Here is a 13292-nt window from a genome sequence, read left to right as displayed (position 1 = left end):
CGTAATAGGGTAAGAATCGACGCCGGACACGCATGCCGGCGTCAGCTATTTCTGGAGGACCGATGAGCCTGCCTGCTGCTTTCCTGAGCGACGCCGCACAACTGATCCCGAAAGATCGTCGCTTCGACGATCCACTTTCCACCCTGGCCTTCGGCACCGACGCCAGCTTTTACCGACTAATCCCACAGCTGGTGATTCGCGTGGAGTCGGAAGACGAAGTAGTTGCACTGCTGCAATTGGCTCAGCGTGATCGCGTGCCCGTGACCTTCCGCGCGGCGGGCACCAGCTTGTCAGGCCAAGCCATCAGCGACTCGGTGCTGATCGTGCTGGGTGACAACTGGAACGGTCGCGAGATTCGTGGGCAAGGCACACAGATCCGCCTGCAACCCGGCGTGATTGGCGCGCAGGCCAATGCGTGGCTTGCGCCGTTCGGACGCAAGATTGGCCCGGACCCCGCGTCGATCAATGCCTGCAAAATTGGCGGCATCGTCGCCAACAATGCCAGCGGCATGTGCTGCGGTACCGCGCAGAACACCTATCACACCCTGGCTGGCATCCGGCTGGTACTGGCCGACGGCAGCCGCCTGGATACCGAAGATGCGGCGAGCGTCGCGGCTTTTCGCAACCAACATGGCGCGCTGCTGGAACGCCTGGCGACGATGGGACGTGAGACGCGGGCAAACGCTGAATTGGCGGCCAAAATCCGCCACAAATACCGTCTGAAAAATACCACCGGCCTGTCACTCAATGCCTTGGTGGATTTCGACGAGCCACTGGATATCCTCAGCCACTTGCTGGTGGGTTCCGAAGGCACCCTGGGTTTTATCAGCGCGGTGACTTACGACACGGTGATCGATCACCCGCACAAAGCTTCGGCGCTGATCGTGTTCCCGGATGTCGAAACCTGCTGCAACGCGGTGACGGTGCTGAAAACCCAGCCGGTCTCGGCCGTCGAGTTGCTGGACCGGCGCAGCATGCGTTCGGTACAGGACAAACCGGGCATGCCCGCTTTCGTACAGCAGTTATCGGAAAATGCCTGCGCGCTACTGATCGAATCCCGCGCCGCGTCGCCGTCGTTGCTGCACGAGCAGCTGTCGCTGATCATGGCGTCCCTGGCACCTTTCCCTGTGGAAAAACAGGTCGACTTCACCGAAGATCTGGTCGAAAACGCAAGGCTGTGGGCCATCCGCAAAGACACCTTCCCCGCCGTGGGTGCTGTACGTAAAACCGGCACCACCGTAATCATCGAAGACGTGACCTTCCCGGTCGAGCAACTGGCCATCGGCGTGAATCGCTTGATCGAGTTGTTCGACAAACATCGCTACGACGAAGCCATCCTTTTCGGACATGCCCTGGAAGGTAATTTGCACTTTGTGTTCACCCAAGGCTTCAACAGCACCGAAGAAATCGCACGCTATCAAGCGTTCATGGACGACGTCGCGCAACTGGTGGCAGTGGAGTTTGGTGGCTCGCTAAAAGCCGAACATGGCACTGGCCGTAATATGGCGCCGTTCGTTGAACTGGAATGGGGCAGCGATGCGTATCAGTTGATGTGGCAGCTCAAACGCCTGCTCGACCCCAATGGCATTCTCAACCCCGACGTGGTGCTCAGCGAAGACCCGCACATTCACCTCAAACACCTCAAGCCATTGCCTGCGGCCGACGAGATTGTGGATAAGTGCATCGAGTGCGGTTTCTGCGAGCCGGTATGCCCCTCCAAGGGCCTGACCTTGAGCCCGCGCCAGCGCATTGTGATCTGGCGCGATATCCAGGCGAAGAAACGCGCGGGTGCAGACACCACCGAGTTGGAAGCGGCTTACCACTACCAAGGCATCGACACCTGCGCCGCCACCGGGTTATGCGCTCAACGCTGCCCTGTAGGCATCAATACCGGCGACCTGGTGAAAAAGCTGCGCGCCCGTGACGCTGACAGTCAGAAAACCGCCGAATGGCTTGCCAGCCATTTCGCCACGGCACTGCAAGGTGCGCGCTTTACCCTGCATGTCGCCAACGGCGCGCGCATGCTCTTGGGCGCGCCACGCCTGGCCAAACTGTCCGCCACGGTGACTAAGCTGTCCAAGGGGCAAATCCCGCAGTGGAGCAGCGCCATGCCTCAGCCGGAAAAAGCCATTCGCTTCAGCCCGGCCGTGACGGATGAGCGACCGCGCGTGGTCTACCTGGCAGCCTGCGTCTCACGCGCCATGGGCCCGGCGGCGGGTGATAAAGAGCAGATGTCGCTGTACGAAAAGACCCGAGGGCTGCTGGAAAAAGCGGGTTACCAGGTAGTCTTTCCCGACAATCAGGACAGCCTGTGCTGTGGCCAGCCGTTCGCCTCCAAAGGTTATGCTGAACAAGCCGAGCACAAACGCCAGGAGCTGATCGGCGCCCTGCTCCACGCCAGCCGCGGCGGCCTCGACCCGATCTATTGCGACACCAGCCCCTGCACCCTGCGCCTGGTACAAGACCTGGGCGAAACACGCCTGGACCTCTACGACCCGGTGCGTTTTATCCGCACCCACCTGATGGACCGCCTCGACTTCACGCCGCAGGAGGCGCCCATCGCCGTGCACGTCACCTGCAGCACTCAGCACCTGGGCGAGAGCCAGGCGTTGATTGATCTCGCGCGACGCTGCTCAAAAAACGTGGTGATCCCGGAAGGCATCCATTGCTGCGGTTTTGCCGGCGACAAAGGCTTTACCACGCCCGAGCTCAACGCCCACTCACTGCGGTCGCTCAAGGACGCCGTGCAACATTGCAGCGAAGGCATTTCCACCAGCCGCACCTGCGAGATCGGCCTGAGCCAGCATGGAGGCATTGATTATCACGGGTTGGTGTACCTGGTGGACCGGGTAACGCAAGCTCGAGCGCATTAAATGGCCACTAAACCGAACGCCTGTGCGTCTGCGTAGTCATTTGAATAGGCCTCGGCGTACGAGGCTTAACAGTGATGTCGCTGGCCGCCTCTGAACGCCAGCAGCGTCGAGCCCTTTTTCGCAAGGAGATACCCTATGAAGCGTTCCGCTCTTGCTGGCTTGTTCATTACCGCTGCGATGATGGCCTCCCCTGTTTTTGCTGCCGGTGAGCCTGATCTGTGCAAAATCAATCTGGACAAAATCAATAACGGCCAAGCCCTGCTCGCAACCGATACCAGTGGCAAAAAAGGCGAAATCGATACCGCTGTCTCCCAAGCCAAAGCCGCGCACGCGGCCGGTGATGACAAGAAGTGCATCGAGATCACCTCCAAAGCCCTGCAAGACCTGCAGAACAGCGACAAAGGCGGCAACCAGTAACCACGCCAGCCGCAGAGGTCAACCTTCGGGTTGGCCTTCTGTGACGGTTTGGCGTACACTGCACAGGCTTGTCACTCACTATGAAACAACGAGTTACAAGCACGGGGCCGTTTAGGATTCGACGCCGGTCGCGAAACTTTAGGTGCATGCCGAGTTGGTAACAGAACTCGTAAATCCACTGTTGCAACTTCTTATAGTTGCCAATGACGAAAACTACGGCCAGGAATTCGCTATCGCTGCGTAAGCAGCCTTAGACCTGAGCTTCTGGTACCTTCGGGTCCAGCAATCACCAGGGGATGTCTGTAAACCCAAAGTGATTGTCATATAGAACAGAATCGCCGTGCAGTACGTTGTGGACGAAGCGGCTAAAACTTACACAACTCGCCCAAAGCACCCTGCCCTTCGGGTCGCTGAGGGTTAACTTAATAGATACGGCTACGCATGTAGTACCGACAGCGGAGTACTGGCGGACGGGGGTTCAAATCCCCCCGGCTCCACCACTTCATCATCTAAAGACGTCCACGGGCGTCTTTTTTTGTGCCTGAAATCCAGTGAATACAAGGCGTCAGCGTCTATTGAGGTCTTCGTAGCTTTTTGGAGCTCCAGAAGTTTTGATATTCCATACGGTATTCCAGCCCCCCCCGGTGCTCACCTTTGGAATACCAAATCAGCGTGTGAGGGAACTCTCATGACTGCTCAAACCCTCCGCCTTTCTGATCGACAGCTCAAGGGAGTCAACCCGCGTCCAAGGATTACGTCCTCATCGACGGGGACGGTTTGCAACCTCGAGTACGCGGCAACGGCTCTTTGCTATGGAATTTCAACTACCGTGAACCGGTGACCAAGAACCGAATTAACAAGGGCTTGGGACCTACCCAGAGCTTTCGCTGGCGAACGCCCGAAAGATGGCAGTGCAAGCCCGCGAGCTGCTCGCCCAAGGCATCGATCCGAAAGTGCAGCGCGATACGCTAAATGAGGCCCGGCGCGCAGAAACGGAACAGACCTTCGAGAACGTAGCACAGCCTGGTTCGAGCTTAAAAAAAGATACGGTCACGCCGGCCTATGCCGAGGACATTTAGCGGTCGCTCACGCTGCATGTGCTTCCCGACATGCGCTCCATGGCCAGCACCATCCTGAACGAGCATGGGTGGGATCCGGAACTGATCGAAGTCGCGCTGGCGCATGTCGATAAAGATGAGGTTCGAAGCGCCAACTGGCGTGTTTAACCTCCGAGCGTCTCATTTGGATCATATAAAGGCTCGTGTAGGGGAGCGGGAGCGGCTGTTAGCCTCATGAAACTTTTTTCATATCCATCTGGAAAATACCTCGCCCTTCCACCAACGCTTTTCTGGCTATTTTTTCTTTTAGCTTTTTTTCATCTCGAAAAACAGAAGCTTAAGAAAATATCGGCGCTCAAAATTAGACCTTCATTCAACAATATTTGATAGCTCCCTATCATTTTTTCGATGCCGTTTATTCCAAAAAGGTCTTTTGTCGAGAAAACGGGGGCATGCTTTATTGCTCACAGATGTAACAAGTTGTTTCAGTTTTTTGCCGTTTTTCGGTACCGACAAGGGGGGGCTTTCTGTCGGCGAACAGGTGAGTTCCGTTCGTTGCGGCGCAGTGGGTTAAGCCTGGGACATTGATGATTTTGCTTGTGCCTGTTTGGCGCCATGCAAATAAGGGATTTGTAATTATCGAGGCTTGAACCCATGAATCATGTGATCAACTCCATACTGGAAAATGCATCAACTCGCCCGTCAATCGGCCGTACAACCCTGCGTTACTGCATGACGTTCTATGGCGAGCATTGGAGCACGCACTCAAGGCGAACACGGATGATGCTTCGCAAACCCCGCACACTCGCGGCTGCCTGAGGATCTACGCCGAAATCGATACGCTGTCGTATCTGGACAAGGCAGCTTGCTCAACCTGTGGCCTAGCCTCAAGGCAGAGGTCTACCGCAAGGAAAAGAACCTGAGAATCTATCGGTTGTTTCTTATCTACGCCAAGAGCAATCCCGAGTTCATCCAGTCTTCATCGCTGAATGATTTCTACAGCGGGTTCCTCGCGGCCGTGAGTACCGATGCAGGTCTGGTCGATCCCATCAGCGCCCACCATTTCACCTGGTGATCAGCCCCAATACCCAGGGCAACCTGGGTATCGGCAGGCGCTACCCTCCAAGAGGATCAACTGTATGGCATTTACTACCCTGATACTCGATGCCCCCGGCCCACCGTTACTGTTTGAGGAAGTTGATCGCTTTCTTGAGCTGGGTCTGGCCGTCACCCTCAACCTGCACTATTTCGCGGACAAAGAGCGCATCCGGCAGCACTACACCACGCGCATTCAGTATGCCGAGATCAACTGCCACGACGAGCCGGCCTTTATTGCCGCCGTGAGTCGGGCCGGGGGTTACAGCGTGTTCAAGACGCGCTTGAACATCCCCCTGGGCGCCAGTCTGATCCGCGCCGCCAGCTCGCCCGCGTTGGCCACGCCACTGCGCGCTATTGCCCAGGCCGGCACCGGGGTTAATCATATTGATCGACTTGAGTGCGAGCAGTGCGGCGTGGCGCTACTCAACACGCCAGGTTCCAACGCGGCCGCGGTTGCCGAGTACGTCGTGGCCCAGACGCTGTTTCTGTCTCGCGACCTGGATTACTACAACGCCCAAACCCACAACGGCCATTGGGCAAAAGGCAGCTTGGCACCTAGCCCCGAATACGCCGAACTCACGCTTGGGCTGGTGGGCACCGGCAGCATTGCCCGGCAGGTGGCACGCAAGGCGGCGGCGCTGGGCATCAAGGTGATCGCCACCGGGTCGGAGCGTTTCACCGAACCGGTGGCACGCAGCCTTGAGCTTGAGCGACGAGCAAACCTTGCGCAGTTACTGGCCGAGGCGCACATCGTTTCGATCCACGTCCCGCTCACCACGCTGACCCGAGGCTTGTTCGGCACTGCCGAGTTCCGGCAGATGCGCCCAGGTTCAATCCTGATCAATACCGCACGCGGCGGGATCGTCGACGAACACCAGCTGGCAGCCTTCATGCGCCAGTTTCCCAAGCATATCAAGGCGGTCGCCATCGATACCTTTGCCTTGGAAAAGGACCAGTTCGACTCGCCACTGACCGGCATTCCCTGCGCGCAATTGACGCCGCATATCGCCGGCAATACCACCACGGCAATCAGAACGGCATCGCGCCAGATCGTCGACAAGATCCATGCATTCAGTAACGCCGCCAGCGTGCATTAACCTATCGGACACAAGGAAGGCCACACCATGCAAACCTCTATTTTTACCCGTCTGAACGCCCTGAGTTGCACCGACCTCAGCGATGCGAGGTGGTGATCGACAACCAGGCTCGGCTCGACACCACCGTGTGGGGCGACTTGCTGACCTCTACCGCCGCCCGTAAGCAGTTGGCCGGGACGGTGATTGACGGTATCTGCCGCGATGTCGACCGTGCGCTGGAGCTTAATTACCCGATCTTTTCCTGGGGTAACTGGACGCGCACCGGCAAGGATCGGGTGCGTGTTGAGGCGATCCAGGCGCCCGTGACGCTGGGCGGCGTGCGGGTACAACCGGATGATTGGTTGCGCGGCGATGGCGATGGCCAGGTGGTGATTCCGGCCAATTCGAAGCATCAACAGAACCCGCCCAGTGCGGGTTTGTTGTTTCTGGAGGATGGAAAGCCCAGCCGGCGGGCCTTCGGATTTTTCCTTCAATATGTCGCGCTGTCGGTGAACTGGCCGCGCTTTCCCCTCCCCGCTAACCTCCCCCAGTCGCTGCAAAATCAGCGACCGGGTTTAGCAGCTCGGTTAATATCAAGGCCTGCAACGCCACCACCTGCCCAGCATCTGCTGGACTGCATTATGGCGGCTGTGCGTGGGGCACTTTCGGGTGCGCTGGGTTCCTTGATTCCTGGTCTGCTAACCCGCGTACAGTCGCCACCCTTTTCGTTTAGCAGCGATGTCTGGCGACTCCATCAATCAAGGAGTTTGCGCCATGAAAAAAATCACCCCCAATCCTCCAACAACGCTCTTCACGATTACTGAAGGCGTCGATCCCGAAACCCTGCTGATCCAAGCCAGCGAAACCCTCGCCTCCCTGAACGCCATGACCACAGACCTGGCCTTCAAGCTTGAAGGCTCGCATCGCCACACGCTGCTGGCCGCTCAGCAATTGACCGTTTTAGGCGAGCTACTCATCGACCGTGTGTTGAGCACCCACCCCTTCCCCTGCCACACGCCTCAGCCCTAAGCGACGTCAAAAGGGCGAGCCGCCTCACAACGCCTCGCCCTCTGGAAACCCCTCACACTTCCCATTACCCTGACGGCCTTTATCAGACAACCGGAAGTCCGATACCCGTGCTCAAGCCTCTTGCTGTCCTCGCGCTCGCCTGCGCGCCATTGCTCGCCTCTGCTGCCGACCTGGCAGGTGTCTGGAAAGGCACGCTGGGCAAGTCTTCCATTACGGCCTGTTTCAACGGGACTCACGGGGCCAATGGCAGTTATTACTACCAGCGCATTCTCACCCCCATCCAGCTGACCCAAGCCAACGCCAGCGAGCCGTGGGCCGAAGAGGGCAATACCGGTTTCTGGCAACTGGACGAACCGCAAGGCGACACGCTGACGGGAACCTGGAGTAAAACACTGGGCGGTAAAAGCCTGGCATTGGCGCTCAAGCGGGCGGATTCGGACAGCTGCGCCAGCGACACCTATAACAACCCGCTCGAGGCGGTGCCGCCGGCGGTGACGGTGGAGAAGAAGACGTTCGGCGAGCACGCCTACCAAGTGAAAACCCAGGGTGGGCAGGTCACCTTGAAGCTCGAAGGCGACGGACCGGCGATCGAAAAGATCAACCGCGACCTGGCGCGCCTGGCAGTCAACCCCGACGGCCAGGCAGACTTCTACCGCGAGCGGCGCAACGCGCTGGATCAGAGCGGCAGCGCCTCAACCAGTGAAATCACCGTAGAGCCCTTCTACTGGTCGTCACAGTGGATCACCGTGCGGTTTTACCGCTGGACAGCCGGTTACGGTCGCGGCGGCATCAGTTGGGGCTTGCACAGCTGGAACCTGCAAACCGGCGACAGCGTAGACCCGTGGACCTGGCTGGGTGGGCGCGAAGAATGGGACAGCCCGTATTCCGGCCAAATCAAGCTGCCCAGCGCATTCAGCCGCTGGCTGACCACGCAAACCACCACTGACGAGGGCTGCCCGGCCATCAACCGCTACTCCTCCTTTGACCTGAGCTTCAACACCCAGGGCCTGCAGCTCTCGACACCGGCCACGGGAGACGGCTGCGACAACGACCTGTCCTTCACCTGGGAGCAGTTGGAGCCGGTACTCACAGCGCAAGGCAAGGCAGCCGTGCCAAGCTTGAAACTGCCCTGAGTTGCACGCCAGCCAGCCTTACAAAAAACTGACACTCATTCATGAAATGTTCAGAAGTGCTGGCAGATACTAGCCGATCGCCACGGCCGTTCCCCCGAACGGTCCCTTGCCCCGGTAGCCAGAAACCATGACGCGTCCCGCTCCTCTGCTGCTCCTTCTCGCTGGTGTGTTGTTCTTCTTTGCCTTGGGTGGCCATGAGCTGCAAGGCTCCACCGAAGCCCGCGTCGCCGGGATCGCCATGGCCATGCACTTGGACAATGATTGGGTCATCCCGCGGCTGTTCCGCGAACCTTTCCTGGAAAAACCGCCGCTGAGCCTATGGCTGGACGCCGGCGCCATTCGCCTGTTCGGCGGCACGACGTGGGCCGTGCGCCTGGCGTCGGCATTTGCCGGCCTGTTCAGCGTGATGCTGTTTTACGCGATGCTGCGCAAGTTTGGGCGGCCCAAGCCAATGGCATTCTGCGCAGCGCTGATTCTGGCAACCATGGCCAGTTACTGGGGCAACGTGCGGGGCGTGGGTGAGGACTCGCTGCTCAGCCTCGGCGTGACCACCGCGCTGCTGGCGTTCTACCAAGCGGTACGGCCGGACCGCGAAGGTTCAAGTACGTGGGCCTGGGCATTGTTCACCGTCGGCATGGTCATCGCGACCCTGAGCAAAGGTGTACTGGGCCTGGCGATGCCGGGCATTGTGATCTTTGTGTACCTGGCCAGCACCAGCGTGATGGATAAGCGTGTGCGCATTGGCGACTGGCTCAAGCCGGCGCTGTTCACGCTGCTGGCCTTGGTGCCGTTGCTCATCTGGTTGGGCTTCCTGTTCCAGCGCGGCGGCATGCAGGCTGTGGCCGAAGTGCTGTGGACCAACAGCGTCGGGCGTTTCAGCGGTTCGTTTGTCGAGGCCGGGCACTATGAGCCCTTCTACTACTACATCGCCAAACTGCCCGAGGCCTTCCTGCCGTGGAACATCCTGGTGTACCTGGGCCTGTGGCACTTTCGCAAAAGCCTGGTGCGTAACCGCTACCGGCTGTTTTTCAGCGTGTGGCTGGTGGCGCAGTTCACCCTGCTGACCCTGGCTTCGAGCAAGCGCGTGGTTTACCTGATGGCACTCACGCCCGCTGCCGCCGTACTCGCAGCGGAATACGCAGGGGTATTGCTGGCGTGGCTCAAAGCCAACAAACCGGCGCTGTATCGCGTGCACCGAGGCGTGATCGCCGGCGTGTTCACCTTGGCGATAGCCTGTTACCTGGCGGCGGCGTTCTGGTTTGCGCCCAAAGCCGACGTGCGCCAGTCGTTTGTGCCCGTTATCACTCAGGTTCAGGCCTACCAGGCCCAAGGCAAGGACGTGGTGCTGTTCCAGCCCAACGAACGCATCGCCGGGGCCAGCGTGTTCTATCTGCAGGCCTACTTGCCGATCCTGCAAACCGAAGCTGAGTTGCGCAGCTATCTCACGGCCAAGCCCGGCAACATCGCGTTGCTGGACCGCACGGAGCAGTTGGCCGAGAAGGTCACGGTGATCAAGCAAATCTCGATCAACCGTCAGCCTTACTACTTCGTCGAGCAGTAAGGCTGGCGCGGGGGTATCAGTGCTTGGTGAGCTTGTCGAGGTAACCCATGGCGAACGCCGAGATCACAAAGGTCATGTGGATGATCACGTACCACATCAAATGCTGCGGATCGACGTTCTTGGCGTCCATGAAGATGCGCAGCAGGTGAATGGACGAGATCGCCACGATAGACGCCGCCACTTTCATCTTCAGCGATGAAGAGTCCATGGTGCCCAGCCAGTTGAGCTTTTCCTTGCTCTCATCGATATCCAGCTGCGAGACGAAGTTCTCGTAGCCGGAAATCATCACCATCACCAGCAAGCCGCCGACCAGGGCCATGTCGATCAACGACAGCAGCACCAGGATCAGGTCGGACTCGGCCATCGAGAACACGCTCGGCAGCAGGTGAATCACTTCCTGGAAGAACTTCAGCGCCAGCGCCAGCAACCCCAGGGACAAGCCGAAATAAATCGGCGCCAGCAGCCATCGCGAGGCGTACATAGCATTTTCGATAAAGCGTTCCATTGAATCTCACACAGCCTGGCTAAAAATGGCCGCGAGTATACCAGCCGCTACCAAACACCTGTAACCGCGAGAAAACTGACCTGAGCGGCATCTGTAAGAGAATTTTTCTGCTAGTGTCGAGCCCATCAAATCGGCTCGATGCTGACGAACAGGAAGACTCGAATAATGGATGTGCGATCCCCTTTGGCCAGTTTCGGCCTGTGTGCGGTGTTGCTGATGGCTGGCGGCTGCTCGCCCAAAGAAGAGCAGAAGCAGGCCACCCTCGAAGAGAAAACCGCGAAGTTCGAACAATCGCTGGACAGCATTCAAGACCCCAAGCTCAGAGACGCCATCGCCGACCTTGGTGGCTCGCTGCTGTTGCTGGAGCGGGCGCGGGTCAAGCTCGCCAACAAGCCCATCGAAGCCGAATACGGCGAAGACACCCTGGCGCTGCTCAAGCACTACCCCACGCCCCAGGCCTTGGTGGACACCTATATCAATGGTCTGTTCGTGCTGCGCAAAGCCTCGCATTCCGACTACCTGACCGATTTGCAGCCGGTGTTCCCCTTTAACTTCAACACCCCGGACCAGTTCCCTTTCCCCCACGGCCTTGAATGGCAGTCGGTGACGTTGAGCAACAACAAGGTCATTCCCTTTCAGCCCGAATGGTCGGAAACCGACCCGGGTATCCAGCTCAGCCCGAGCAGTTCCAACCTGACCAACCCCGACGACCTGACGGTAACCTACCCGTTCATCGAGGGCGTAGAAACCGAGAACAAGAGCCAGCCGCAGCCCGTCAGCCTCAAGGGCGCGGTCGAGGTGGTGGCGCCGGGCAAAGTGCTGACCTTCGACTTGTCGAAAAAAGACGTCGGCCACAAACGCACCGAGGGCAACATCACCCTCAACCTGCTGCTGCTTGAGAAAAACTACGCCGAGATCGAGCTGACCAACAGCGAGCCGCTGGCGCCGGAAGTCGGCGACGAATCGCCAAACCCATTGCTGGTGCAGGCGCGCGACAGCACCGGGCAATTTCTCACCCGCTCAGGCTCGATCAACGAAAACGCCGCGCAAGTGGCGTTTTACGAGAAACAACTGGCCGAGATGCAAAAACAGCAAGCCTGGTCGGATGCCTTTGAAAAACAGCTGACGGACGAGCAAAAAGCCTTCGAGCACAAACAAAGCAGCCACTACGCCAAGGTGTATTTCAATGGCCTGATCGACAACCTGCAGGTCGACGTCCTGGATTTTTCCAAGGCCACCGTCACCCGCAAGGACCTCGACTTGCCGGTGCTGCGTTTTGACAAGAACAGCCTGCAAAAGACCGTGCAAGCCTTGCCGATGCCAGTCACCGTGTATGACGACAGCGCTCCCAGCTGGCTCAAAGACGCGTCAATGACGGAGGACCAACTGAAAAACAGCGTGACGATCAGCCAATCAACCGAAGACGCCAGCGCTGCGAAGATCGTCTTTGACCACCCGTTCACCTTCAATGACGACCTGGTCGGTGCCGATCGCAACAACAGCGACGCGCCCATCACCTTCTTTGCGGCGGACGACAAAGGTGAACGCGGCGAGCCCATCGAACTGCCGGCCGAGGCCTTCGAACTGAACGCCGCCACCGGCACGCTCACCTACGATCTCAACCTGTTCCCGGAAACCCCGGCGTTTGCGGTGGGCTCGATTCCGCTGTTTCTTGCCACCATCGAGAAAGCCACGATTGACGTTGCCAAGCTGCCCAAGGGCCTGTCGCTCAAGGACAACGCATTGATCGTCGATCAAAAGGAATTTCCCGCCGACAGCTGGCGCTTCTACGCCAAGGATGCGAGCGGCAACTACCTGAAGGAAATTCTCGGCGTCAGCCACCGTGCCGAGGAATACGGCACAGCGTTGTTTGACGTGCACTATTTCTACGGCCAGCCGACCAGCCTGGAAAGCTACCAGCGCACCGACCTCGACACCGTGCAATACGGCTTTGAGGTCAAACTGGACAAGCCCGACAGCAAATAAACGCTCAGTGGCGAGTATCGCTGAGCGTCTGGGCTCGCCCGCCATTGAGCTGTCGCAAATGTGCCTGCAGGTGCAGGCACCAGATCTGCGGGTCGTCCGCCAGCTCGTAGCCGTGCAGCGTCAAGCTTTCGACGATCGATCCCAGAATGGTTTCTGCCACGAAGGGCCCATGAAACGGGCCTTGAGACTTGATGGTGGAAGGCTGTTCGCCGGTCATTCCGGCAGCAAACAACAGCGTCCACATCCCGTTATCCCCGGCGAGAGGGCGAATGGAGCATTCGATACGGGTGACCAGGCCCAGGCATTGGCGGGTAAGGCAAAGGTTGCGCGGCATGGCGGCGACCCTCGGTAGATCGGTGTTCAACCTCGCGCAGGGCAAGGCTGTCTCTGTCCAGCGACTCCTGTGGATATCCCTTGAAGTGAGAATAGAAGAAAACCAGTACAAACCAAGCTTGTAGGGACCAACGGGCGTTGGCCCTACACGCGAGTCAAAATTGTGGCGAACGCGCTCGTCGTGGCAGCGGGCCTGTTGTGGCGAGCGGGCTTGCCCCGCGTC

The 13292-nt window shown here is 58.7% G+C and carries 11 protein-coding genes, 1 other RNA gene and 1 pseudogene; 11 read left to right on the top strand and 2 right to left on the bottom strand.

Annotated features, from left to right (window positions below):
- Window positions 1-62: 62 nt before the first annotated feature.
- The 10 genes and pseudogenes from NTD89_RS16190 (at window position 63) to NTD89_RS16145 (ending at window position 10245) form a co-directional block, all read left to right on the top strand.
- Window positions 63-2873, top strand: coding sequence for an FAD-binding and (Fe-S)-binding domain-containing protein (locus NTD89_RS16190; RefSeq protein WP_262208597.1), 2811 nt, complete (start codon window positions 63-65; stop codon window positions 2871-2873).
- Between the two features lie 135 nt (window positions 2874-3008).
- Window positions 3009-3290: a hypothetical protein gene (locus tag NTD89_RS16185; RefSeq protein WP_106579272.1), complete on the top strand. Its 282-nt coding sequence runs from the start codon at window positions 3009-3011 to the stop codon at window positions 3288-3290.
- A 103-nt stretch (window positions 3291-3393) separates the two neighbouring features.
- Window positions 3394-3790, top strand: a transfer-messenger RNA (tmRNA) gene (ssrA, locus tag NTD89_RS16180).
- Between the two features lie 188 nt (window positions 3791-3978).
- A pseudogene (locus NTD89_RS16175) lies at window positions 3979-4366 on the top strand (integrase arm-type DNA-binding domain-containing protein); the annotation flags it as partial.
- 847 nt (window positions 4367-5213) lie between these two features.
- Complete coding sequence (locus NTD89_RS16170) at window positions 5214-5423, top strand: hypothetical protein (protein WP_200623899.1); 210 nt, start codon at window positions 5214-5216, stop codon at window positions 5421-5423.
- Window positions 5424-5487: 64 nt separating this feature from the next.
- A complete protein-coding gene (locus tag NTD89_RS16165) occupies window positions 5488-6543 on the top strand; it encodes an NAD(P)-dependent oxidoreductase (protein WP_262208594.1) in 1056 nt (351 codons plus the stop codon).
- Between the two features lie 92 nt (window positions 6544-6635).
- Window positions 6636-7346, top strand: a complete 711-nt coding sequence (locus tag NTD89_RS16160; RefSeq protein WP_262208592.1) for an RraA family protein — start codon at window positions 6636-6638, stop codon at window positions 7344-7346.
- Window positions 7297-7551 (top strand): DUF6124 family protein, encoded by a 255-nt coding sequence (locus NTD89_RS16155; RefSeq protein WP_262208591.1) that lies wholly within the window; start codon window positions 7297-7299, stop codon window positions 7549-7551. The genes NTD89_RS16160 and NTD89_RS16155 overlap by 50 nt, the downstream gene beginning before the upstream one ends.
- 107 nt (window positions 7552-7658) lie before the next feature.
- Window positions 7659-8684 carry a hypothetical protein gene (locus tag NTD89_RS16150; RefSeq protein WP_262208589.1) on the top strand — a complete coding sequence of 342 codons (1026 nt, stop codon included), beginning with the start codon at window positions 7659-7661 and terminating at the stop codon, window positions 8682-8684.
- A 127-nt stretch (window positions 8685-8811) separates the two neighbouring features.
- Window positions 8812-10245: an ArnT family glycosyltransferase gene (locus NTD89_RS16145; protein ID WP_262208588.1), complete on the top strand. Its 1434-nt coding sequence runs from the start codon at window positions 8812-8814 to the stop codon at window positions 10243-10245.
- Between the two features lie 16 nt (window positions 10246-10261).
- On the opposite strand, the gene NTD89_RS16140 is transcribed toward NTD89_RS16145, so the two are convergent.
- The gene (locus NTD89_RS16140) at window positions 10262-10750 is read right to left on the bottom strand and encodes a TIGR00645 family protein (protein ID WP_106579278.1); all 489 of its coding nucleotides are present in this window, start codon (window positions 10748-10750) and stop codon (window positions 10262-10264) included.
- A 165-nt stretch (window positions 10751-10915) separates the two neighbouring features.
- Between NTD89_RS16140 and NTD89_RS16135 the strand changes: the two genes are divergently transcribed.
- Window positions 10916-12736 (top strand): hypothetical protein, encoded by a 1821-nt coding sequence (locus NTD89_RS16135; protein ID WP_262208587.1) that lies wholly within the window; start codon window positions 10916-10918, stop codon window positions 12734-12736.
- A 4-nt stretch (window positions 12737-12740) separates the two neighbouring features.
- Here the strand turns inward: NTD89_RS16135 and NTD89_RS16130 are convergent, their stop codons facing one another.
- Window positions 12741-13070 carry a hypothetical protein gene (locus NTD89_RS16130; protein ID WP_145162200.1) on the bottom strand — a complete coding sequence of 110 codons (330 nt, stop codon included), beginning with the start codon at window positions 13068-13070 and terminating at the stop codon, window positions 12741-12743.
- Between the last annotated feature and the right edge of the window lie 222 nt (window positions 13071-13292).

The sequence above is a fragment of the Pseudomonas sp. 14P_5.3_Bac1 genome, from assembly GCF_025466135.1.
GTDB lineage: Bacteria > Pseudomonadota > Gammaproteobacteria > Pseudomonadales > Pseudomonadaceae > Aquipseudomonas.
Note: the sequence above shows the minus strand (reverse complement) of the source record. Positions and strands in the feature narration are given on the sequence as shown.